General features: G+C 67.0%; 21 protein-coding genes. 12 read left to right on the top strand and 9 right to left on the bottom strand.

Annotation, left to right across the window (positions count from 1 at the left end):
• Nucleotides 1–64: 64 nt before the first annotated feature.
• The 5 genes from creD to AC5P6A_RS00850 all read left to right on the top strand — a co-directional run bounded on the left by creD (nt 65) and on the right by AC5P6A_RS00850 (nt 5,606).
• Nucleotides 65–1,384 (top strand): cell envelope integrity protein CreD, encoded by a 1,320-nt coding sequence (gene creD, locus AC5P6A_RS00870; RefSeq protein WP_346714682.1) that lies wholly within the window; start codon nt 65–67, stop codon nt 1,382–1,384.
• 10 nt (nt 1,385–1,394) lie between these two features.
• A complete protein-coding gene (locus AC5P6A_RS00865) occupies nt 1,395–1,805 on the top strand; it encodes a hypothetical protein (RefSeq protein WP_019659172.1) in 411 nt (136 codons plus the stop codon).
• Nucleotides 1,806–1,929: 124 nt separating this feature from the next.
• Nucleotides 1,930–3,522 carry a M20/M25/M40 family metallo-hydrolase gene (locus AC5P6A_RS00860; RefSeq protein WP_346714683.1) on the top strand — a complete coding sequence of 531 codons (1,593 nt, stop codon included), beginning with the start codon at nt 1,930–1,932 and terminating at the stop codon, nt 3,520–3,522.
• Nucleotides 3,523–3,676: 154 nt separating this feature from the next.
• Complete coding sequence (gene gltX, locus AC5P6A_RS00855) at nt 3,677–5,080, top strand: glutamate--tRNA ligase (protein ID WP_134732486.1); 1,404 nt, start codon at nt 3,677–3,679, stop codon at nt 5,078–5,080.
• 34 nt (nt 5,081–5,114) lie between these two features.
• Nucleotides 5,115–5,606, top strand: a complete 492-nt coding sequence (locus tag AC5P6A_RS00850; RefSeq protein WP_021202513.1) for a Fur family transcriptional regulator — start codon at nt 5,115–5,117, stop codon at nt 5,604–5,606.
• A gap of 95 nt (nt 5,607–5,701) precedes the next feature.
• Here AC5P6A_RS00850 and AC5P6A_RS00845 read toward each other — a convergent pair whose 3' ends face one another.
• The 5 genes from AC5P6A_RS00845 to AC5P6A_RS00825 all read right to left on the bottom strand — a co-directional run bounded on the left by AC5P6A_RS00845 (nt 5,702) and on the right by AC5P6A_RS00825 (nt 12,140).
• Nucleotides 5,702–6,856, bottom strand: a complete 1,155-nt coding sequence (locus AC5P6A_RS00845) for an HlyD family secretion protein (RefSeq protein ID WP_021202514.1) — start codon at nt 6,854–6,856, stop codon at nt 5,702–5,704.
• Between the two features lie 8 nt (nt 6,857–6,864).
• Complete coding sequence (locus tag AC5P6A_RS00840) at nt 6,865–8,538, bottom strand: MFS transporter (protein WP_346714684.1); 1,674 nt, start codon at nt 8,536–8,538, stop codon at nt 6,865–6,867.
• The gene (locus AC5P6A_RS00835) at nt 8,538–9,104 is read right to left on the bottom strand and encodes a TetR/AcrR family transcriptional regulator (RefSeq protein ID WP_019659167.1); all 567 of its coding nucleotides are present in this window, start codon (nt 9,102–9,104) and stop codon (nt 8,538–8,540) included. Before AC5P6A_RS00835 ends, AC5P6A_RS00840 begins: the two co-directional genes overlap by 1 nt.
• 221 nt (nt 9,105–9,325) lie before the next feature.
• A complete protein-coding gene (locus AC5P6A_RS00830) occupies nt 9,326–9,640 on the bottom strand; it encodes a hypothetical protein (protein WP_180875998.1) in 315 nt (104 codons plus the stop codon).
• A 292-nt stretch (nt 9,641–9,932) separates the two neighbouring features.
• Complete coding sequence (locus tag AC5P6A_RS00825) at nt 9,933–12,140, bottom strand: TonB-dependent receptor domain-containing protein (RefSeq protein WP_180875994.1); 2,208 nt, start codon at nt 12,138–12,140, stop codon at nt 9,933–9,935.
• 136 nt (nt 12,141–12,276) lie between these two features.
• On the opposite strand from AC5P6A_RS00825, the gene AC5P6A_RS00820 reads away from it, so the two are divergent.
• Nucleotides 12,277–12,690 (top strand): MerC domain-containing protein, encoded by a 414-nt coding sequence (locus AC5P6A_RS00820; RefSeq protein WP_021202517.1) that lies wholly within the window; start codon nt 12,277–12,279, stop codon nt 12,688–12,690.
• A 110-nt stretch (nt 12,691–12,800) separates the two neighbouring features.
• Nucleotides 12,801–12,980 carry a 30S ribosomal protein THX gene (locus AC5P6A_RS00815; protein ID WP_004150462.1) on the top strand — a complete coding sequence of 60 codons (180 nt, stop codon included), beginning with the start codon at nt 12,801–12,803 and terminating at the stop codon, nt 12,978–12,980.
• Nucleotides 12,981–13,109: 129 nt separating this feature from the next.
• Here the strand turns inward: AC5P6A_RS00815 and AC5P6A_RS00810 are convergent, their stop codons facing one another.
• The 3 genes from AC5P6A_RS00810 to AC5P6A_RS00800 all read right to left on the bottom strand — a co-directional run bounded on the left by AC5P6A_RS00810 (nt 13,110) and on the right by AC5P6A_RS00800 (nt 16,752).
• Complete coding sequence (locus AC5P6A_RS00810; RefSeq protein WP_180875991.1) at nt 13,110–14,360, bottom strand: alkaline phosphatase family protein; 1,251 nt, start codon at nt 14,358–14,360, stop codon at nt 13,110–13,112.
• A 425-nt stretch (nt 14,361–14,785) separates the two neighbouring features.
• Nucleotides 14,786–15,277, bottom strand: a complete 492-nt coding sequence (locus AC5P6A_RS00805; RefSeq protein ID WP_021202265.1) for a methylated-DNA--[protein]-cysteine S-methyltransferase — start codon at nt 15,275–15,277, stop codon at nt 14,786–14,788.
• Entirely contained in the window at nt 15,274–16,752 is a 1,479-nt protein-coding gene (locus tag AC5P6A_RS00800) for a DNA-3-methyladenine glycosylase 2 (protein ID WP_019659161.1), read from the bottom strand. The genes AC5P6A_RS00805 and AC5P6A_RS00800 overlap by 4 nt, the downstream gene beginning before the upstream one ends.
• A gap of 443 nt (nt 16,753–17,195) precedes the next feature.
• Here AC5P6A_RS00800 and AC5P6A_RS00795 point away from each other — a divergent pair, with 443 nt between their 5' ends.
• The 4 genes from AC5P6A_RS00795 to ubiM all read left to right on the top strand — a co-directional run bounded on the left by AC5P6A_RS00795 (nt 17,196) and on the right by ubiM (nt 20,621).
• A complete protein-coding gene (locus tag AC5P6A_RS00795) occupies nt 17,196–18,356 on the top strand; it encodes a COG3904 family protein (protein WP_111098978.1) in 1,161 nt (386 codons plus the stop codon).
• Between the two features lie 59 nt (nt 18,357–18,415).
• Nucleotides 18,416–18,961, top strand: coding sequence for a DUF4019 domain-containing protein (locus tag AC5P6A_RS00790; protein ID WP_180875985.1), 546 nt, complete (start codon nt 18,416–18,418; stop codon nt 18,959–18,961).
• Nucleotides 18,962–18,972: 11 nt separating this feature from the next.
• The gene (locus tag AC5P6A_RS00785; RefSeq protein ID WP_021203642.1) at nt 18,973–19,362 is read left to right on the top strand and encodes an MAPEG family protein; all 390 of its coding nucleotides are present in this window, start codon (nt 18,973–18,975) and stop codon (nt 19,360–19,362) included.
• Nucleotides 19,363–19,442: 80 nt separating this feature from the next.
• Complete coding sequence (ubiM, locus tag AC5P6A_RS00780) at nt 19,443–20,621, top strand: 5-demethoxyubiquinol-8 5-hydroxylase UbiM (protein WP_021203643.1); 1,179 nt, start codon at nt 19,443–19,445, stop codon at nt 20,619–20,621.
• An 11-nt stretch (nt 20,622–20,632) separates the two neighbouring features.
• Here ubiM and AC5P6A_RS00775 read toward each other — a convergent pair whose 3' ends face one another.
• Nucleotides 20,633–20,854 carry an RNA-binding S4 domain-containing protein gene (locus tag AC5P6A_RS00775; protein WP_019659156.1) on the bottom strand — a complete coding sequence of 74 codons (222 nt, stop codon included), beginning with the start codon at nt 20,852–20,854 and terminating at the stop codon, nt 20,633–20,635.
• Nucleotides 20,855–21,118: 264 nt separating this feature from the next.
• On the opposite strand from AC5P6A_RS00775, the gene AC5P6A_RS00770 reads away from it, so the two are divergent.
• Nucleotides 21,119–23,065, top strand: coding sequence for a DEAD/DEAH box helicase (locus tag AC5P6A_RS00770; protein ID WP_180875982.1), 1,947 nt, complete (start codon nt 21,119–21,121; stop codon nt 23,063–23,065).
• The last annotated feature ends 131 nt before the right edge of the window (nt 23,066–23,196 follow it).

Genomic DNA, 23,196 nt, shown 5'->3' with positions numbered 1-23,196 from the left:
ATTCGCCACAAACCCTGCTCACCGCAGCGGTCCATCCTGCAGCCCTCTCCAACGAGGATGGACCATGAAATCCCTGAAGATGCTGCTGCGGTTCGCCATTGTCGGCGGGCTGATCCTGTTGTTGCTGGTGCCGCTGATGATGATCCGCGGGGTGATCACCGAACGCAGCCAGTACCGCGACGAGGCCTTTGCGCGGGTGGCCGACAGCCGTGCCGGCACGCAGCAGCTGGTGGGCCCGGTGCGGGTGGTGCCGTGGGTGGAACGCAAGCAGGTTGAACTGGTTGACCCGCTGGGCGTCAAGAAGACCGAGGTGCAGGTCACCGAGGGGCACTGGCTGCAGATGCCGGCGTCGCTGGAGGTGGGCGGCGAAATGCTGCCGAGCCAGCGCGAGGTGGGGCTGTTCAAGGTGCCGGTGTACAGCTGGAACGGCCAGATGAAGGCGACCTTCGCCGCAGACGATTACCCGGTGAAGGCGGGCCGCAGTTACGGCCAGCCGTATGTGGCGGTGGGGGTTTCCGATGTCCGTGGCCTGGTCGGCACGCCGAACCTGCGCGTGGATGGCAAGCAGCTGCGTTTGCTGCCGGGTGTTGGTGCGGCCAGCGAGATCGGGCGGGGCCTGCATGCACCGGTGGCCGGTTTCGATGCGGATCAGGGCGGCACGCTGGCCGCCAGCACCGTTGAACTGGAGCTGCGCCTGGATGGCAGTCGCATGCTGTCGGTGGTGCCGGTGGGCGATGACACCCACATCGCGCTGCGTTCGAGCTGGCCGCATCCGTCGTTCAGCGGAGCTTTCCTGCCCAACGAGCGCCGCGTTGATGCGCAGGGATTCGATGCGCGCTGGGCGGTGTCCTCGCTGGCCTCCGACGCACAGCGGCAGTTGCGCAATGACGGTTCGGTGGACTCGCAGGCGGTGACGGTGTCGCTGGTCGATCCGGTCGATACCTACACCCAGGCCGACCGTGCCTCGAAGTACGGCGTGCTGTTCGTGCTGCTGACCTTCCTCGGCTTCATCCTGTTCGAGCTGATCAAGTCGCTGCGCATCCACCCGCTGCAGTACCTGATGGTCGGCCTGGCGCTGGCGATCTTCTTCCTGCTGCTGATCAGCCTGTCCGAGCACATCGCGTTCTGGAAGGCCTACCTGGTTTCGGCGGTGGCCTGCATCGGCCTGCAGGCGGTGTACCTGGCCAATGTGCTGGGCCACTGGAAGCGCGGCTTCGGCTTCGCGGCGCTGCTGACCGTGCTGTACGGCGCGCTGTATGGCCTGCTGGTGTCGGAGAACAATGCGCTGCTGATGGGTTCGCTGCTGCTGTTCGTGATCCTGGCGCTGGCGATGTGGGTGACCCGTCGGGTGGACTGGTACGCGCTCGGCGCGGACCTGAAGTAAGGAGCAGGCCATGAGTTGGCGCCAGGGATTGCGGCAACGGGCACGGCAGGGTATTCCGGCCCTGTTGGAAGTGGATGCACTGCTGCAGGCACATGGCGTGCTGGCGGCCCTGCCGGGGGCACGGATCGCCCCCGGCCTGGTCCGCTTCCAGCTGGCGGCGGCGACCTGCCAAGGACTGCGGGGCAAGGGCCTGGGCTGGTTGCAGGGTGCGCGGCAGGGACGTGGCGCAGTGGCCGGACGGGTGCCGCGCTACCGGCCATGGAAGGCCGGGGCGGAAGCGCTGGCCGAAATCGGCATCGACGGCCTGCCCGATGACTGGCCCGCGCATGCGGCGGTGTACGGCTGCTGCAGCGTCGACCGGCGGCACTGGTTGTTGTTGCTGCCGGAGCGGGCGCAGTTGTGGTTGGGGTGGAGGGGGTGATCGGGTTGTTCATCCACGCATGGCGTGGATCTACTGCTGTCCATGACCGATGGGACGGTATCGGCGCGCCCCTGCTGGCTAGACTCGATGGGTTGAAGATCGAGCCGAAGGGCAGGGGTGCGATGTGTTGAAGTGGGGCGTGCTGGCCGCAGCGCTGGTGATGGGTGGCAATGCAGGGGCGCAGCAGCGCGAGACGGTGGACCTGGACATGGTCAGCCGCATCCGCCAGGAGGCCTTCCACCGGTCGCAGGTAATGGACACCTTCAGTTACCTCACCGAACGCATTGGACCGCGGTTGACCAACTCGCCGGCGATGGGCCGCGCCAATGCGTGGACCCGCGGCAAGTTCAACGAATGGAAGCTGGACAACGTCCACGACGAGGCCTTCGATGATTTCGGCCGTGGCTGGGAATTCACCTCGGCGAGCGTGGAAATGCTGGGTGACCGCGTGCAGCCGCTGCATGCGCTGCCCAAGGCCTGGACCCCCGGTACGAAGGGCCCGGTCGAAGGCGAGCTGGTGCAGGTCGACATCAAGAAGCCCGAAGACATAGAGAAGTACCGCGGCAAGCTGCGTGGCAAGATCCTCCTGCTGGGCGAGGCACGCGAATACAAGCGGGGCACCGAGCCCGATTCGCACCGCCACGACGCCACCTCGCTGGAGGGCCTGCAGGAGTTCACCCTGCCCAAGGACAAGGACGCCACCGCCGAGCGCGCCAAGCGGGTCAAGGAATACCAGGAACGCCAGCAGCTGGCGGCCAAGGTCAATGCCTTCTTCGTGGAAGAGGGCGCGCTGGCCTCGATCGGCATCAGCAGCTGGGACAACGGCATCATCCGCGTTGCCGGTGGTGGTTCGCGCAAGGCCGGTGAGTCGGTGGGCATTCCCGAGCTGGCGATGATCAGCGAGCACTTCAATCCGCTGGTACGCGCGCTGGAGGCCAAGCAGACCGTGCGCCTGCGCGTGGATGTGGCCGCACGCTTCACCGACGAGGCCGACCAGCCCGGCTACAACACGCTGGCCGAGATCCGCGGCAGCAGCAAGCCCGATGAAGTGGTGATGATCGGTGCGCACCTGGATTCGTGGCACAGCGGCACCGGTGCGGCCGACAACGCGGCCGGCGTGGCGGTGATGATGGAGGCGATGCGCATCCTCAAGGCCACCGGCGCCAAGCCCAGGCGCACCATCCGCGTGGCGCTGTGGAGCGGCGAGGAGCAGGGCCTGATCGGCTCGCAGGCCTACGTCGCCAAGCATTTCGGTCGCTTCCCCGAACCCACTGACGCGGCGCAGAAGGCGCTGCCGGCGTCGCTGCGCGAGCCGACCGGTGCACTGCAGAAGACCCGCGATTACAGCAAGTTCCAGGTTTACTTCAACATGGACAACGGCTCGGGCCGCTTCCGTGGCATCTACGCGCAGGAAAACCTGGCGGCGATGCCGATCTTCGAAGCCTGGCTGGCGCCGTTCCATGACGTGGGCGCCACCACCGTGGCCACCCGCAACACCGGCAGTACCGACCACATCAGCTTCGATCGCATCGGCCTGCCGGGCTTCCAGTTCATCCAGGACCGGCTGGACTACTTCACCAACGTCCACCACAGCCACCTGGACACCTGGGACCACGCCGAACCGGAAGACCTGAAGCAGGCCGCGGCCATCGTCGCTTCGTTCGCCTACAACGCCGCAATGCGCGAGCCGTCCTTCCCGCGAAAGGCAGAACCGTAAAAGGGGACGGAGGGGATTAAGTCGTATCTCCCCTCCGCTTCCCGGTTGCAGCACCCCAGGGCTGGGCAATCGCGACTTAATCCCCTCCGTCCCCTTTTTCCGTCGGGGGCGGTGGGCTGGTAAAATCGGGGGATTCCCGTTCCTCGAGCCGTCCATGACCTGCCGCACCCGCTTCGCCCCCAGTCCCACTGGCTACCTGCACATCGGTGGTGCCCGCACCGCGCTGTACTGCTGGCTGGAGGCCCGTCACCGCGGCGGTGAGTTCGTGCTGCGCATCGAGGACACCGACCGCGAACGCAGCACCCAGGGCGCAATCGACGCCATCCTGGAGGCGATGGAGTGGCTGGGCCTGGACTACGACGAAGGCCCGATCTACCAGACTGACCGCGTCGCCCGTTACCAGGAAGTGGCCGAGCAGCTCATCGCCGAGGGCAAGGCGTACTACGCCTACGAGACCCGCGAGGAGCTGGATGCCATGCGCGAGGCCGCCATGGCCAGGCAGGAAAAGCCGCGCTACAACGGCGCTGCGCGCGATCTGGGCCTGCCCTACCGGGACGACCCGAACCGCGTCATCCGCTTCAAGAACCCGCTGGAAGGCACGGTGGTGTTCGATGACCTGATCAAGGGCCGCATCGAGATCGCCAACAGCGAGCTGGATGACATGGTCATCTTCCGCCCGGACGGCTACCCCACCTACAACTTCGCGGTGGTGGTGGACGACTGGGACATGGGCATCACCGAGGTCATCCGCGGCGACGACCACATCAACAACACCCCGCGCCAGATCAACCTGTACGAAGGCATTGGTGCGCCGGTGCCGAAGTTCGGCCACATGCCGATGATCCTGGACGAGCAGGGCGCCAAGTTGTCCAAGCGCACCGGCGCGGCCGACGTGATGCAGTACAAGGACGCCGGCTACCTGCCCGATGCGCTGCTGAGCTACCTGGCCCGTCTCGGCTGGTCGCACGGTGACCAGGAGCTGTTCAGCCGCCAGGAGCTGATCGAGCTGTTCGACGTGAAGGACTGCAACTCCAAGGCCTCGCGACTGGACATGGCCAAGCTGGGCTGGGTCAACCAGCACTTCCTGAAGACCGAGGATGTGGCCGCGATCGTGCCGCACCTGGTCTACCAGCTGCAGAAGCTGGGGCTGGACGTGGCTGCCGGACCGGCACCGGAGGACGTGGTGATCGCCCTGCGTGAACGCGTGCAGACCCTGAAGGAGATGGCCGAGAAAGCCGTGGTCTGGTACCAGCCGCTGACCGAGTACGATGACGCGGCGGTGGCCAAGCACTTCAAGGCCGGTGCCGAGGTGGCGCTGGGCAAGGCCCGCGAGCTGCTGGCGGCGTTGCCGGAATGGACCGCCGAATCGGTGGGCCTGGCCCTGCATGACGCGGCCGCAGCGCTGGAGATCGGCATGGGCAAGGTGGCCCAGCCGTTGCGCGTGGCCATCACCGGTACCCAGGTCAGTCCTGACATTTCCCATACCGTGTACCTGGCTGGCCGCGAGCAGGCCTTGAAACGCATCGATGTGGCCATCACCAAGGTAGCAACGGCCTGAGGCATCCTTGCCAGGCCCGAACCGGAGAACGCGCATGTCCGCCAAGACCGCCACTGCTTGTACCGCCCCGCACCACCACGTCCACGACGCATCGGATTTCGTGGCGGTGGTCGAGCGTGTCTCGCGCGAACGCGGGCTGCGCCTTACCCCGATCCGCGCCAATGTACTGAAGCTGATCGCCGAGGCCGGCAAGCCGGTCAAGGCCTATGAGTTGCTGGAATGGGTGCGCAACGGCAAGGGTGTGGGTGCTGATGCCCCGCCCACCGTGTACCGCGCCCTCGACTTCCTGATGGCCAATGGTTTCGTGCACAAGCTGGAATCGGTGAATGCCTTCGTGGCCTGCCACCACCCCAGCAGCGCCGCGCATTCGGTGCCGTTCCTGATCTGCAACAGCTGCCACAGCGCGGTGGAACTGGAAGACCGGGAAATCGTCAGCCAGCTGGAAAAGCGCGCCAAGGAACTGGGCTTCCAGCCGCAGGCACAGACCCTTGAAGTGCACGGTCTCTGCGCGCGCTGCGCGGGGTAATGCAATGGTAGTGCCGGCCGCTGGCCGGCATCCTGAGTGGGGTCAGATTCCTTTGCCATTGGCAAAAGGGATCTGACCCCGTTTCATGACAAGGGCTAGTCCTTCGGTTTGCCTGCCGTATCCACCCGCACGATCACCGACATGCCGGGCCGCAGCCGCGCCGCCAGTGCCTGACCCGGATCGATCGAGATCCGCACCGGCAGCCGCTGCACCACCTTGGTGAAGTTGCCGCTGGCATTGTCCGGGCGCAACACGCTGAACTCCGACCCGGTGGCGGGCGCGATCTCTTCGACACGGCCCTTCAGCACCTGCCCCTGGAACGCGTCCACCGAGAACGTGGCCGGCTGGCCGATCGCCATCCCCCAGGTCTGGCCTTCCTTGTAGTTGGCCACCACCCACAGCGTGTCAGGTACCAGGAACAGCAGCTGCGAGCCGGCCGCGACGTACTGGCCCACGCGTACGCTGGCTTCACTGATCTGGCCGTCGCGCGGTGCGTGGATCACCGTATTGGCCAGATCGATGCGGGCCAGCTCCAGCTGCGCCTGCGCGCTTTCCACCTGGGCCTCCAGGCTTTTGCGCGCGACCTGGGTCGACACCAGCGTTTCCTCGGCGATGCGGATCTGCGCCTGCGACTGCTGCACGCTGGCCTGCGCCGAGGCCTGGCTGGTGCGGAACTTGTCGCGGTCATTGATCGACACGAGTTGCTGTGCGGCCAGTTCCTCGTAGCGCTTCAGCTCGTTGCGCGAGCGCTGCAGTTCGGCCTGGCCGGCCGAGAGCGTGGCGCGCGCCGAGGCGATCTGCGCACGGTTTTGCGCCTGCGACTGGTCGGAGTTGGCCAGCGCCGCGCGCGCGCTGTCCAGCGTTGCCTGCGCCTGGGCGACACGCTGCGCATAGATGCGGTCATCGATGCGCAGCAGCGGCTCGCCTTCCTTCACGTGCTGGAAGTCCTTCACCAGCACCTCGGTCACATAGCCGTTCACCTGCGGCGCCATCACCGTGATCTGGCCGCGCACATAGGCGTTGTCGGTCACCATCACGCTGCTGGTGAACGGCCACAGGTGCCAGGCACGCAGGATCAGCGCAATGCCCAGCAGGGCGACAATCACCATCACCGCCACGCTGCGCGCGCTGGGCTTGAGGTACTTCGGCGCGACCGCGGGTTCTACCGGCGTGGACGCGGGCGCCGCGTCGGTGGGCGGCGGCGGGGTGACGTTGTCGGCGTCGTCGGGTCGGGGCGGCACGGGAGGCATGGGGGGACTCAACGGGATGCGGCCGGCGTGGCCGCGGTGGACACGGGCGGGTGGCGCTTGCGCCATTGCTTCAGTACGGCGGTAGGCAGCGACAGCAGCAGCAACCAGCACAGGAAACCGATCGCCAGCCAGCCGCTCAGGGTGAACACATCGTTGAAGCCACGCACGTTGGCTTCTCGGCGCGTGGTCTGTGCCAGCTGCGCGCTGCCCTGTGCGCTGCGCAGGACCGGGTCGGTGATCTGGGCGCTGTACAGCTGCTGCTGGAGACGCAGGCGTTGCGCTACCACCGGATCGGCCGGATCGAGCTGGCTGGTCAGCGCGCTGGAATACAGTTGCTCGCGATGCAGCTGGAAGGTGCCCAGCACCGCCGAGCCGGCCAGGCCGCCCAGCGTCTGCGTGATCGACAGCGTCACCAGGAAGGTGATCATGTGGTCCACGCCCTGTTTCAGCGCAGCAGAGATGCCAAGCATGATCAGGGGCCCCATGAACATGCCCGCACCGACCGAGGCCAGGAACTGGCTGGCGTAGAAGTCGTGCGGCCGATCCATGCTGGTGCGGTGCTGGTCGAAGAACGCGGCGGCGCCCAGCAGCAGGATCGCCATCAGCAGCTGGGCGATCAGCCGCTTCGGGCCGAAGGTAAGCGAGGCACCGGCGATTCCGGTGATCACCCCGGCCAGGATCACCACGAACAGCGGCCGCATCTGGTCCGGTCCCATGCCCAGCGTGCGCATCAGGTTGACCACGCCGTAGGACTGCTCGGTGGTCAGGAAGCGGATCAGGAAGGCGCCGACGATGAAATGCAGCACCGGCAGCGTCGACAGCCAGCGGATCTGCAGCAGTGGGTTACGCCGGTAGTGCTCGATGATCAAGGCGGTGGTGGACAGCACGATCGAAGCGATCAGCGCCCAGCCCAGCCACGCTGTATTGAGCCACCAGCGCGTGTAGCCCTGCGCCAGCACGATCACCAGCAGGGCGACGGCCGGGGCGAGCAGCGCGAACGTGAGGAAGTCCAGTGGCTCGAACGCCTTCACCTGGATGCCCGGCGGCAGCTTCAGCACTACCACTGCGGCGAAGGCGCACAGGGCCAGGCCGGCCTCGAACGAGTACAGTTGGTGCCACTGGCCGGTATCGACCAGGCCCGGGGAGACGATCCAGGCGATCGGCACCGCCAGCTGGGAAAGGCCGACGCCGACCACCAGCAGATTGCCGGTGAAGCGCCGCGGCAGCGCCTGCAGCATGTACAGCGTGCCCAGCGTTGAACAGGCCGCGCCGGCGAAGCCGCTGGCGGCACGGGTCAGCATCGTGGTCTCGAAGCTGCCGACGAACAGGTGCAGCACCGCCAGCGCCGCATACAGCCCCAGCCCGATTTCGGCGAACAGGCGGATGCCGTATTGCTGGCGGAACTTGAAGGCCAACAGGTTGGCGGTGACATTCACCATCGCATAGGCCGCTACCAGCCAGCTGCCCTGGGTCGGGGTCAGCGCCAGCTGGCCCTGCAGGAACGGCAGGTTGGCGGTAACCAGCGCATTGCCGAGGCCGCCGGTGATCGCCACCAGCAAGGATACCAGCGCATAGGCCGCGCGCCGGTACGGCGGGTGCCAGGGCATCGACGCCGAGCCGGGCATGGTCGGCTTCTCATGCTCCTCCCAATCCGGAACCGGCTTCAGATACGGCTGGACCATCAACGGGCCTCGCTGGCAGCTCCCTGGAGACCCCCACGCAGCAGCTGCAGGGCGCGCCCGGCCAACTGGGCGCGCTCGTCGCGGGTCTTGCCGCGCAGGGCCGCACCCAGCATGCCCGAGATCAGTGAAATATCCGTCTTTTCCAGGTCGGCACGGCACAGCCCGGCGGCCTTGGCGCGCGCGATCGGTTCCTCCAGCAGGTCGCGCACGGTCTCGCGCGCGGCGCGCATGGACGGCACGTCCGAATCGACCGCACGCCAGTAATCGGCCAGTGCCGGCGAATCGATGATGCGCTGGGCCATGCCCTCGAACACCTCGAACAGGGCGTCGTCGCGGTCGCCGAGCTGTTCGACCTGGCGCCGGATGCGGTCGACCGTGCGCTGCAGCAGCGCCTGGATCAGCGCGGTGCGGTCGGGGAAGTTGCGGTACAGGGTGGCGCGGCCCACCTGGGCGCGTTCGACCACCAGATCCAGCGGGGCGGTGACGCCATGTTGGCCGAAGACATGATCGGCGGCGTCGAGGATGAGGGCACGGCGGGCAGCAGCATCGGCACGTTGGGCAGTCATGGGTATATTTTCGGACATTAGTGTCCGGTTGGCGAGACATTGAGTGACGGGATTGTCCGCTTGTTGTCGTACGCACATCTTTGTGACGGATACGTGATGGTGAGAATCTGAACGAAAGCGGGGCCCGAAGGCCCCCCGCTGGAGTTGCTGTAGATCCACGCCATGCGTGGATGAAAAGGCTTGGCGCCGGAACGGATGCGGCTAGCCGGTGGCTGATCCGCTCATCTGGCCTTCTTCCTGCTCTTGATGAAATCAATGAACCCCTTCTCATGGCCCTCAAAGGCACGTGTGCCGTACTTGCGGTGCTGCGGTTCGAACAGCGCGTAGGCTGCATCAAGGTTTCCCGATTCGAACTCAATCGTTGCAAGGAGCTCGTCCATGTACTCGCTTGAGGCTTCTCCTTGTCCATAAATGTCGCTGGCGACCATCGCCCACGCTCTGGCCTTCTCAAACTGGGCGGTATCGCGATAGAAAACTGCTATTCCATACGATGAACTCTGGGCGTGGTCATAGGATGACTTGGGCTCTGGAATCATGTCCCAGCTTTCAAGGAAGCGATGCTCTGCCTCCGCGATGTCACCGGCCAGCCAAGCGGTTCTCCCGCATTTGGCGATTGCAAGGATGCGTTCTTTCAGTTCGGCATCGAGACTCAGGGCCGTGCAAGTGTTTCCGCTCAGTTTTTCTATTGGATTGATACCGGGCTGAGTCTAGCCGCGTAGTAGATGGTGACGCATTGGTAGTGCGCCGCTTTCACCAGTTCATGCCATATACGACAAAAAAAGGGGGCCTTTCGGCCCCCTCAGGTAATGTTCCGACGGCGCAGGCCGATCAGAAGAACGCGCGGATGCCGAATGCGACGCCACGGCCCGGCAGGGGCGAGTAGTCGCGCAGCAGCGAGGTGTGCGGACGGACTTCGCGGTTGGTCAGGTTGCTGCCATCCAGGAACACCTCGTAGCTGTTGCTGGCGTTGCGGTCCCAGCGGTAGGCCAGGTGGGCGTCGACCAGGGTGTAGCCATCGCTCGGCTCCTCGTTCTGCGCCACGTCCTTCTGGCGGCTGTAGCGCACCGCACCGACCGAGGCGCGCCAGCCGTCCTTCGACCAGCGCAGGTCGGCGCCGACGCGGGCCGGGGCAATACGCGGCAGGTAGCCGGTGTTGGCCAGTTCCACGTTGTAATTGTGGTTGTGGTCGCCGTGCGGCACGGCGATGTCGAGGTTGCGGCTGCCGCTGCCATCCAGCTTGGCTTTCACGTAGTCACCGAACAGGCGCAGGTCCCAGTCACCGGCGCCGCCCTCGAACAGGTGCACCAGGGCCTCGGCCTCGGCACCGCGGAATACCGCGTCCTGCTGGGTCCACGCACGAACTGGCAGGCCCTCGGTAACGCCGGTGTCGGCCAGGTAGATGAAGTCCTTGAACCTGGTCTGGTAGACCGACGCGGAGAAGTCCAGGCGCTCACTGTGAGTGTGGATACCCAGTTCCACGCGCTGGCCGCGCTCGGTCTTCAGGTTGGCGTCGCCGATCTCCAGCGAACGGGTGGCGATGTGGGCGCCGGCGGCATACAGCTCCTCGTTGGTGGGTGCACGCTCGGAGCTGTCCACGCCGATACGCAGGTCAACGGCGTCGTTGAGCTTCCAGATGCCGGCGGCAGACAGGTTGGTGGCGCCGAACGTGCGGCGCCGGTAATCACCGGTCGGGTCCAGCTTGACCTGGTCGTGGCGGCCGCCCAGTTCCAGCTTGAACGGTCCGAACTGCTTTTCCTGCAGCACGAACAGGCCGATGTTCTTCGTGCCTGTATCCGGAACGAACGCCTCTTCGCCCTTGGCACCGAAATCACTGTTGCCGAACTGCAGGCCGAAGGCACCGTCCCAGCCACCGATCTGCTGCTGCACCGCTTCCAGGCGCGCTTCGATGCCACGGTTGGTGAAGCGGGTCGACGGCGTGCCGGCCTCCAGCTCCACGTGCTCGTAGTCGGTATAGGCCACGCGTGCGTTGATGTTCTTCAGGAACGAGACCGGGTCATAGATGCCGGCCTTGGTCTCGAAGCGGTTCTGCACCATGTCGATGCGCACGTCATGCTCGTCGCCGCCTTCCTCTTCGTCGCCATGGTCGTGGCCGTGGTCATGGCCGTGATCGTCGCCATCGGCGTGCACGTGTGCGCCGTTGGGAATGCCGTAGTTGGTGCGGTAGGTGCTGGCCGACACGCCGAAGTAGCCGCCTTCGCCCAGCCAGGTCGCACCGACGCCACCGGCACGGGTGCGGATCGAGCTGTTGTCGAGGCGGCCGCGACGCGGCTCTTCGCCTTCCTCGCCCGCGTGGTCATGGTCGTGGTCGTCATGGTGGTCTTCCAGGCTGTCGATCACCGCGTAGCCAGGGATACGGTAGTCGTCGCCATTGCGCACCAGGCCGTCCACATGAAGCACGACATTGCCGCTGACGCCATCGAGGCGGAACATGCCGCTGCGCTCGTTGTTCACCGAATTGCCACGCAGCTCGGCGCGGCCGCTGAGCGGGCGCTCGGGTAGCTCGCGCGCGATGCGGCCGTCGACCACATTGACCGCACCACCAATGGCGCCGCTGCCGAACAGCAGCGTGGCCGGGCCCTTCAGCACTTCGATCTGGTCGGCCAGGAACGGCTCGATGCTGGTGGCGTGGTCGGCACTGACGGTGGATGCATCCATGTTGCCCATGCCGTTGGACAGCACGGCCACGCGCGGGCCTTCCTGGCCGCGGATGATCGGGCGGCCGACGCCGGGCCCGAAGAAGGTGCTCTGTACGCCGGGCAGCTTGGCCACGGTATCGCCGAGGGTGCCGGCCTTCTGCTCGTCGAGGCGGTCACCGGCCAGAACCTCCACCGGGCGGGCCAGCGATTCGGCATCGCCCTGCAGTGGCGACGCGGTGACCTGCACCGACGACAGTTCAGTCAGGTGGCGGTCACGATGGGAATCGTCTTCGCTGGCGGCGAAGGCAACGGTCGGAAGCAGGGCGGCGAGGGCCAGGGCCAGGGAATGCGGCTTGAGCCGTGGGGTGTGGGCAGGCATGGATCGGTCCTTTGTTACAATGTATCAATCGCAGGGCGCACGAATCCCGCCGATGGGAGAGGGGGAGGGGAAACCGTGCGGTTCGGGAAGGGATGTTATATTATTCCATAACGATTCGCCGACCCTGCTGGAAGTCATGTCCCTGTCCTCACGCCTGCGCCATCTGCTCGACCGTTTCGGCGCTACCGGTTCGATGCTGTGCGCGGTGCACTGCGCGGTGATCCCCGTACTGCTGGCGGCGGCGCCTTCGCTGGGCCTGTCGTTCTGGCTGGGCGACGGCGTGGAGCAGGCGCTGGTGGTGTTCGTGACCCTGCTCGGGCTGTTCAGCCTGGTATGGGGCTACCGCCGCCACGGCGCGCTGCGCGCGCTGGGCTTCCTGATTCCCGGCCTGGTCGCGTTGTGGGCCGGTGTGCTGTACGACCCGCTGCACCACAACGCCGTGCCGCATGCGGTGGTGATGACCATCGGCGGCCTGCTGGTGGGGGTGGCCCACCTGGTCAATCTTCGCCTCAACCACGGCCACGTGCACGACGCCAGCTGCGCGCACTAGGCGCTCCGTGATAGGATTTTCGATCGTGCGCGGGGGCGCCCAGCAAGGCGGCCCCGCCGAACCCGTGTCAGTACGGGGTAACCAGATTTCACACTTGAGGAGTTGAAGACATGGGTAAGGGTGACCGCAAGACCGCCAAGGGCAAGCGCTACAACGCCAGCTACGGCAACGCCCGTTCGCACACCGCGAGCAAGGTCGCCGTAGGCGCCGCCGCCCCGGTTGCCAAGAAGACCGTGGCCAAGGCTCCGGCGAAGAAGGCTGTGGCGAAGAAGGCCGTCGCCAAGGCCTGATCCGGCCGACCGACCGGTCCAAAGAAAAACGCGGCGCCTGGCGCCGCGTTTTTTTTATGCACGTTCTTGTAGAGCCGAGCCCACGCTCGGCGCAATGCAGCCGAGCGTGGGCTCGGCTCTACAATCGGATCAGCGCAGGGTCTTCTTCAACGTTTCCGGATTTCCGTCGTTCGGCGCGGCCGGCACCCGCAGCAGGTGCGCCAGCAGCGGGTAGACGTCGACATTGTCGAAGCCATCGATCACCAAACCCTGTCGGAATGACGGGCCGCTGGCCACGAACACGGCACGCATGGAGGGCAGGGCATTGTCGTAGCCATGCGAGCCGCGATCCTGATGGTCGCGTTTGGCGATTTTCTCCTGATGCAGGGCATCCCAGCCTTCATCCATGGCACAGACGATGGCCGGAACCCGCGGATGCGTGCCATAGTGCCAGCGTGCCGGCAGGTTCTCCTTCTTCCAGCATTCGTAGTGCGCGTGGCGTCCGAGCAGGGCGCGTTCGGCTTCCGCTTCGCGGCCGGCGACCGGCGCAAAACCCACCGACTGGCCCTGGCTGATATTGCGCGCGATGGCCGGGTCGGCCATCGACTCGGTGGAGATCACCTGGCCGACCGGCACGCTGGCCATGCCATGGTCAGAGACCACGATCACGTTGGTGGTCGCGGCCAGGCCGCGCTGCTGCAGCCCATCGAGCACCTGGCCGACGATCTGGTCGGCGCGCACGATGGCGTCGGCATACTGCTTCGACTCGGGGCCGTAGTTGTGGCCGGCCTTGTCCACGTGTTCCATGTACAGCGTGGTGAGGCGCGGTGCATCAGCATCGGTCTGCGCCAGCCAGTCGAGCACGATGCCGGCCCGCTGTTCCAGCGGTTGCTTGCCGTCGTACACGCGCCACTTGCTGGGGCGCACGCCGCGGATTTCAGACTCACTGCCCGGCCACGCCGTGGTGGCCGAACGTACGCCAGCGTTCTCGGCACTGACCCAGATCGGTTCGCCACCCCACCAGCCGCTGGTGGTGACCGCGTCGCGGTTGCTCAGTTCGAAACGGCCCAGGGTTGCATCGTCCATGCTGTTGTTGACGATGCCGTGGTGGTCCGGACGCAGGCCGGTGACGATGGTGTAGTGGTTGGGGAAGGTCAGCGACGGATAGGACGGCGTCATCCAGCGTGCACGCACGCCGCCGTCGATCAGTCGCTGCAGGTTCGGGGTCAGGCCGCGGTCCAGCGCGTCGGCACGCAGGCCATCGATGGAGATCAGCAGCAGCTTGGGCGGCGCAGCCGCAGCGACGGGTGTGGGAACGGAGGCGGAAGGGGCGGGCGCGGTGGTGCAGGCGGCCAATGGCAGCAGCAGCGCCAGCGCGCAGGTCAGGCGTACGGAAGGCATCCGCGCATGATAGTGCGAGGTAATGACGCGCCCAAGACACGGCGCACTATTGCGCGCCGTGTCCGCGCATTTTTCCTTATCCCCGCGCCTGTCGGCGCGCCCCCTTCAACAAGAAGGGGGCTTTTCTCCAGATGTATTCCTGATGCTTCCATTCACGCACGGCGTGGATCTACCGTGTCGACCAAGGTCGACACCTACCAACAGTTGCGCAGAATGACGTTCGGACAGATCGCCGGAACCTGTCGAATGCGGGGTGGGTCCGGTTGCGGGGGCGTGAGCGCCATGGATGGCGCGACCGAGCTTACAGGGACGGGTTGACGGCGTCCCTCGCAACCGGACCCACCGCGCCATGCCTCGGAACGCTGCTGTTGCTTCGGCCGTTGCGGTTGCCTCTGCGGGTGCCGGGCGCAGCCCGGCCAGCCCTCTCAGGCGAACAGCGGGGCCTGGCGTTGTTCCAGCCGCAGCAGCGCCGCCTTGGTTTCCAGGCCGCCGCCGAAACCGGTCAGTGCGCCGTTGCTGCCGATCACGCGGTGGCAGGGCAGGATGATCGGCAGCGGGTTGCGCCCGTTGGCTGCACCGACCGCACGGGTCGCGCTGGGTTGGCCCAGGTGCTGCGCCAGCTGCAGGTAGCTCCAGGTCTGGCCGAACGGAATCAACGCCAGCGCCTGCCACACACGCAGCTGGAACGGCGTGCCGCGTGGTGCCAGCACAAGGTCGAAGCTGCTGCGTTCGCCGTGCAGGAACTGCAGCAGTTGCTCGCGCGCTTCCGGCAGCGCATCCGGTGCGTAGTGCCAGTCATCGCGCCCGCGTGCCGGATGGCGGTTCTCGGGGAAAAGCACATGTGACAGGCCACGTTCGTCACCGGCGATGGTCAACACGCCGATCGGGCTGTCGAAACGGTCGAACAACAGGGTCATGTCGGTTCTCCAACGAACGTGCCGGACAGGTGCCACAGGTGCAGCACCGCGTAGGCGCGCCACGGCCGCCACGGTTGCGAGCGCGCTTCGGTTGCACGTTCGCTCAGGCGCTGGCCCTGCGCGTGGCCGAGCACCTGCTGCAGTACAAGATCGCCGGCCGGGAACGCATCGGGCTGGCCGAGCCCGCGCAGGGCGATGTACTGCGCCGTCCACGGGCCGATGCCGGGCAGCGCGACGCAGCGCGCAACGAATTCCTCCAATGCCTGCCCGGGCGCGAAGTCGAGCTGGCCGCTGGCGCAGGCGGCCGCCAGCGCACGCACGGTGGCGGCGCGGCTGCGCGGCAGGCCGATCGATTCCAGGGGCGCTTCGGCCAGCACCTCGGGCGCCGGGAACTGGCGATCGAATTCCGATGGCATGCCCGGCAGGTGCGCGCCATAGGCGTCGACCAGGCGCCGCGCGAAGGTGGTGGCTGCGGCCACGCTGACCTGCTGTCCGAGCACGGCGCGTACGCCCACCTCGAAGCCATCCCAGCCGCCGGGTACGCGCAGCCCGGGGCGTTCGGCGATACCGCGCGCCAGCAAGGGTTCTTCGCTCAGCGCGGCGTGCACCTGCTGCAGGTCCGCGTCCAGATCGAATACGCGGCGCACGCGGCGCACGATGTCCGGAATCAGACGCGGATCGACCGCGCCCAGCTGCAGGCGCAACTCCGGGCGCTTCGGGTCGGCGGTGACCCGCAGCAGGGTGGGGCGTTCGGGCGTGCCCAGCACACGCTGGTAGCTGTCTTCGCCGATCAGTTCGATGCCAGGCAGGCTGCGTTTGCGCAGGAAGGCCAGCATGCGCGGGAAGTCCAGCGGCGGGCGATACACCAGGCGCAGCACCAGGCCGCCGTCATCGGCGGCCAGCGGCTGGTGCTGGCGACGCAGCGCCGTCGGTGCCATGCCGCAACCCTGCAGGAAGGCGGTGTTGAAGCGGCGCAGGCTGTTGTAGCCGGCGGCCAGCGCAACGTCGGTCACCGGCAGCGTGGTCTCGGTCAGCAGTTGCTTGGCCAGCAGCAGGCGATGGGTGGCGTGGATCTGCGCCGGCGTCGCGCCCAGGTGTTCAACGAACAGGCGCTGCAGCTGGCGCGCGCTCAGGCCGATCTTCTGCGCGAGGTCCGCGACGGGCTGCTCCTGAAGGAAGCCGCCATGGATCAGGGCGAGTGCGCGCTGCACGGTCTGCCCGGCCAATGCCTGCTGGGCCTGCGGTGCCAGTTCAGGACGGCAGCGCAGGCATGGGCGGTAGCCGGCAGCTGCGGCCGCAGCGGCGGTGGGGTAGTAGGTGATGTTGCGCGGCTTCGGTGGCGGTGCCGGGCACACCGGGCGGCAGTAGATGCCGGTACTGCGCACGGCGGTGAAGAACACGCCGTCGAAGCGCGCGTCGCGGGCCAGGCGGGCACGGTCGCAGGCGGCGGTGTCGAGGGCGAGGGCGGTATCCATGGCGCCAGTCTAGGCGTGTGCGGCTGGAGATACTCGCCACATTCGGACATGGATGCTGAAGAGGCTTGGGCAGGGCTGCGCCCTGCACCCGCAGAGGCAACAGCAACAGCAGGCTTCCTGCGGGAGGGCGGGGTGGGGCCGGTGGCAGGGGGCGCTGCAAGTACGTCCCTGTAGCTCGGTCGCGCCATCCATGGCGCTCACGCCCCTGCCACCGGACCACCCCGCCTTCGACAGTTTCCCGCGGCCTGCCGGAACGGCATCCCGCTCTGGGTGTCGACCTTGGTCGACACGGTAGATCCACGCCATGCGTGGATGGAGTGGTGCAAGACGCTGTAATGAAAAGGTTGGAGCCAGAGGGTCAGAAGGGGTTCAGTGCCACGCGCTGAACGGGTGCCCCGGACGGGTAGACTGTGGCTCCTGCTCACGTGAAGACTGGTTGCCCGATGTCCGCCAAACGCCGCTGGTTGCCCCTGTTGTGCCTGGCCCTGGCGGGCTGCAGCCAGCTGGAAAATCCGGGCAATGTGACTGCTGCCGACAAGGCGGCGCGGGCACCGGCCAGCGATGGCGAGAACATGGTGTCGATCAATGCGGCCGATGCACCGCCACCGCCAGCGCCGCCGCGCAGCCAGGCGGATCGGCCGTGGCCGCAGGCGCAGCTTGAGAATGGCCGTGCCTGGGTCAGCTGCAGCACGGAATATGCTGGCGATGCCGGCGACGGTGTCGAGCTGGAAGGCCTGCAGCGCGAGCAGATCACTCAGGCGCTGGCGCCGTGCGCCGAGCGCGGCCTGATGCGCGTGCGTTACGCCGGCAAGATCAATCCGGGCTTCGCCGAGATGATGTGGCGGTTGGCGGTGGTCGCCGACCAGCAGAAGATCCACAAGCGCATCCTCGATCTGGATTCCAGCGGCGGCCAGGTGGAATCGGCGATCGTTGCCGGTGACAGCATCGGTGAATCCGGCTGGACCATCTGGGTGCGCGAAGGCTCGATCTGCCACAGCGCCTGCGTGTTCGTGCTGGCCGCCGGTGACAACCGCCTGCTGTCGGGCAAGGTCGGCATCCACCGCATGATGCGGATCAGCTCCAAGGCCACCTCGCGCGCGGAACTCAACCGCGAGCTGCACGAGGTCTACGACAACGTGAAGGACTATCTGCAGCGCAATGGCGTGGCGGTGGGCGTGGCCGATCTGATGATGACCGTGCCCAACCGCAGCCTGCGCCTGCTGACTCCGGACGAGCTGCGCCAGTACGGCCTGGATGGGACCAATGCGGTGCAGGATGATCTGGAACGGATCAAGCAGATGCGTGCCTGCGGCGATGATTTCGTGCAGCGCAAGGACGCGTTCCTGGTCGCCTTCGACCAGCAATGCAAGCGCGAAGGCGCCGACATGGAGTCGATCAACAGCTGCGGCCAGGCGTTGAAACAGCGCTTCGGCTTTCCCGACGCGGTGTGCCCGGACGAAAGCCCGCTGTCGGAGATCGATGTGGCGACGCTGCCCCCGGCACCGCCGGAACCGCCGATGGCCGAGCAGGCAGCCGACGATGCAGGCAAGTCTGCGGCGCAGGCCGATGCGGCGGCGGTGGAAGGCAACGCCCACGCGCGCTGACGAACCGCTCACCGCGCTGGCGTAGACTGCGGTCCTTTCCTCGAGAACCGGCGGTGTCCATGAAGCGCGCGCTCCTGCTGCTGTCCCTGCTGCCCCTGACTGCGTTGGCGCAGGCACCTGCGCCGGCCACGCCGGCACCGGCACCCGCGCGCCCGGCCCCGGCATCGCCGGCGGCTGCGAAACCGGCCACCGCCGGCGCTCCGGCATTGACCGCCGCGCAGCAGACCCAGGTGCAGAAGCAGGATGCCGAAATGGGCGCGGCTGCGTTGAAGGCGGCGCAGCTGGTCGATGCCAACCGCGCCGGCGAACTGTGGGATGGCGCTTCGGCCGTCGCCCGTCGTGCGGTGCCGAAGGCCGCCTTCGTCAGCCAGCTGACCACCGAGCGTGCGCGCCTGGGTGCGTTGGCCGGGCGTGGCCAGCCCACCATCACCCGGGTCAAGTACAGCGCCGGTGCTGCGGTGCCGGAAGGGCTTTACATCAACGTCAGCTTCCCGACCCGTTTCGCCAACAGCGCGCAGCCGGTGCGCGAGCTGGTCTCGTTCCGTTTCGACGAAGACCAGGTGTGGCGCCTGGCCGGTTACAGCCTGCGTGCGTCGGCACCCTGAGGAGATGAGCGATGGCAACTGAACTGGCAATGCTGGCCTGGTCGATCGTGCTCGGCTTCGTGTACATCTTCGCCACCTCCACCGTGGTCACCCGCGAGCGCGGGATGAAGTGGAATGCCTCGGCACGCGATGGCGATGCAAAGCCGCTCAGCCCGCTGGCCGGCCGCCTGCAGCGGGCCCAGGCCAACTTCCTGGAAACCTTCCCGTTCTTCGCCGCTGCCGCCATTGCAGTAGTCGTGTCCGGTCGCGGCAACGGCACCACGGCGCTGGCTGCGCAGGCCTACTTCTGGGCGCGTGTGGTCTATCTGCCCCTGTACGCGGCCGGCGTGCCCTACCTGCGTAGCCTGGTGTGGCTGGTGTCGCTGCTGTCGATCCTGGCGCTGGTGTTCGCGTTGTTGTGACCCGCGCCTGATCCAGATCAAGGACGGTCAGGCGCACGGCGCTATGCTGGCCCGGACTGAATCAACGGCAGGAGACGCGCATGCGCAGGATGGACGTGGTGGTGGTCGGCGCCGGACCGGCGGGCCTGTGCTTCGCTCGGGCGCTGGCCGGCAGTGGCCTGCAGGTCGGGCTGGTCGAAGTTCAACCGCGCCAGGCGCTGGCCGAGGCCGCCTTCGATGGCCGCGAGATCGCGTTGACCCATGCCTCGCGGCAGAGCATGGAGCAGCTGGGGCTGTGGCAGCGCCTGCCGCCGGCCGAAGTCGCTGAACTGCGCGATGCCAAGGTGATGAACGGCGGTTCGCCGTTCGCGCTGACCTTCGCCAGCAGCCAGGTCGACGGCCAGCCGCTGGGCTGGCTGGTGCCCAACCATCTGATCCGCCGCGCTGCATGGGATGCCGTGCAGGACCAGGATGGTCTGGACCTGTTCGACGGGCGCAAGGTGCAGCGCGTCCAGGCCGATGCGCAGGGCCACGTGGTCAGACTCGATGACGGCAGCCAACTGCACGCCCGCCTGCTGGTCGCGGCTGACAGCCGCTTCTCCGCCACCCGCCGCATGCTTGGCATCGGTGCGCAGATGCGCGACTTCGGCAAGTCGATGCTGGTGTGCCGCATGCAGGTCGAGCGCGACCATCACCACACGGCCTGGGAATGGTTCGGTTACGGCCGCACCATGGCGCTGCTGCCGCTCAACGAGGGCCAGGCATCGGCGGTGATCACGCTGCCGCCGCGGCAGATCGAAGAACTGCTGGCGATGGATGAGGTGGCCTTCGGCGATGCCATCAGTGCGTGCTTTGAACATCGCCTGGGCCGCATGCAGCCGGTGGCGACGCCGCAGGCGTACCCGCTGGTGGGTGTGTACGCGCACCGTTTCGTCGGCGAGCGTTCTGCGCTGATCGGCGATGCCGCAGTCGGCATGCATCCGGTCACCGCGCATGGCTTCAACCTGGGCCTGGCCAGCGCACAGCGGCTGGCGCAGGGCATCGTCGCGCAGCAGCGTCGCGGTGCCGACATTGCTGCCGCCGGCATGCTGACCAGCTACCAGCGGGGCCATCGGCTGGCGTCGCGGCCGCTGTACGAAGCCACCAATGCGATCGCCAGCCTGTACACCGACGACCGTCGCCCGGCGCGCCTGCTGCGTGCGGCTGGCCTGCGCCTGGCGCAGGGCGTGGCACCGTTCAGGCAGCTGATCGCCTCGCACCTGACCCAGCGCGTGGCCTGAACGGCTTCAGATCAGCCGGCAGCCAGCACCCGGATCTGGCTGCCGGAAAATTCGACCACCTGGCCCGCGCGGATCTTGCAGGCCTTGCGCAGCTCGATTTCGCCATCGACCCGCACCTGGCCTTCACTGATGACCATCTTGGCCTCGCCGCCGCTGGTGACCAGGTCGGCCAGCTTGAGCAGCTGCTTGAGTTCGACGTAGTCACCGTCGAGGTCGAATTCGAGAATCTGCATGGAGCGGGTTCCTGGGAAGAGGGCGCAGGCCAGCGGCCGGGCCGGGAAGCGGGCGCGTATTGTGCGCCAGCACGGGCTCGACGGCACGCGCACGGAAAGCTGTACGCCTCGTTCAGGATCAATGCGGTATCATCCCGCTCTGAGCGAGTGAAATCTCCTCCGACCGAGCAGCGCCAGGGCACGCGATAAGAAGGGCGCCCAAAGCGCGGACCATCCCTTTTTTATCGCACTGCCAGGAAGACGGCAGTGCCTTCGGAGTTCCCCATGTCCCAAGATTCCCAAGCGCCGCTGCAGTTCGCGCAGCTCGGCCTGTCCGAGCCCGTGATGCAGGCGGTCACCGCCATCGGCTACGAAACCCCGTCGCCGATCCAGGCCGCTACCATCCCCGCGATGCTGGAAGGCCGCGACGTGCTGGGCCAGGCCCAGACCGGCACCGGCAAGACCGCTGCGTTCGCACTGCCGGTACTGTCCAACATCGACCTGCAGCAGATCAAGCCGCAGGCCCTGATCCTGGCGCCGACCCGCGAACTGGCCATCCAGGTTGCCGAGGCGTTCCAGTCCTATTCGTCGAAGATCCCGGGCTTCCGCGTGCTGCCGGTGTACGGCGGCCAGCCCTACGGCCAGCAGCTGTCGGCGCTGCGCCGTGGCGTGCACATCGTGGTCGGTACCCCCGGCCGCGTGATCGATCACCTGGACCGCAGCACCCTGGACCTGTCCGAGCTGAAGACCCTGGTGCTGGACGAAGCCGATGAAATGCTGCGCATGGGCTTCATCGACGACGTCGAAGCGGTGCTGAAGAAGCTGCCGGAGCAGCGCCAGGTGGCCCTGTTCTCGGCCACCATGCCGCCGCAGATCCGCCGCATCGCGCAGACCTACCTGCATGATCCGGTGGAAGTGACCATTGCGGCCAAGACCACCACCTCGGCCAACATCCGCCAGCGTTACTGGTGGGTGAGCGGCATGCACAAGCTGGATGCGCTGACCCGCATCCTGGAAGTCGAGCCGTTCGACGCGATGATCATCTTCGCGCGCACCAAGGCCGGCACCGAAGAACTGGCCAGCAAGCTGCAGGCCCGTGGCCTGGCCGCTGCCGCCATCAACGGCGACATGCAGCAGGCCCAGCGTGAGCGCACCATCGCCATGCTGAAGGAAGGCAAGCTGGACATCCTGGTTGCCACCGACGTGGCCGCGCGCGGCCTGGACGTGGAGCGCATCAGCCACGTGCTGAACTACGACATCCCGTACGACACCGAAAGCTACGTGCACCGCATCGGCCGTACCGGTCGTGCCGGCCGCAGCGGCGAGGCGATCCTGTTCGCGACCCCGCGCGAGAAGGGCATGCTGCGCCAGATCGAGCGCGCCACCCGCCAGCCGATCGAAGAGATGCAGCTGCCGAGCGTGGAAGCGGTCAACGACACCCGCATCAACAAGTTCACCTCGCGCATCAGCGAAACCCTGGGTGCCGGTGGCCTGGACTTCTACCGCCAGCTGCTGGAGCGCTTCGAGAACGAGCAGAACGTGCCGGCCATCGAGATCGCCGCCGCGCTGGCCAGGATGCTGCAGGGTGACACCCCGTTCCTGCTGCAGCCGCCGGTGCGTGCCCCGCGTGAAGAGCGCGCCCCGCGCGAGCGTTTCGACCGTGGCGACCGTCCGGAGCGTGGCGATCGCTTCGACCGCAACGAGCGCGGTCCGCGCTTCGAGCGTGGCCCGCGTCGCGACGACGCCGAAGGTGGTTTTGAGCAGCGTCCGCGCCGTGAGGTTCCGCCGCGTGGTGCACCGGAGCAGGGCATGGAGACCTACCGCATTTCGGTGGGCCATCAGCATGGCGTGAAGCCGGCCAACATCGTCGGCGCCATTGCCAATGAAGCGGGCCTGGAAAGCCGCTTCATCGGCCGCATCGACATCCACGACGACTTCTCGCTGCTGGACCTGCCGGCACAGATGCCGCCGGACGTGCTGTCGCACCTGCAGAAGGTGTGGGTGTCCGGCCAGCAGCTGCAGATGCGTGCGCTGGCTCCGGGTGAAGACACCAACCCGGCCCCGCGTCCGTTCAAGCCGCGCTTCGACAAGCGTGGCCCGGGCGGCCCGGGTGGCCCGCGTCGTGGTGGCCCCGGTGGTCCGGGTGGCCATGGTGGCGACCGCGGCGGTGACCGCGACAGCCGCCCGCCGCGTCGTGACGGCTTCAAGCCGCGCGGCCCGCGCAGCTTCTAAGCCGCACCCGCAGCCGTCCATAACAACGCCAGCCCCGGGCTGGCGTACAGGAAAAGGGGACGGAGGGGATTAAGTCGTAAATGGCAGGCCATGCGCTTATGCCGAAAACGACTTAATCCCCTCCGTCCCCT

The sequence above is a fragment of the Stenotrophomonas sp. YJH_SMC_20 genome, assembly GCF_059367845.1.
The sequence above is the reverse complement of the archived record's forward strand: the minus strand, read 5'-3'. Positions and strand labels throughout refer to the sequence as shown.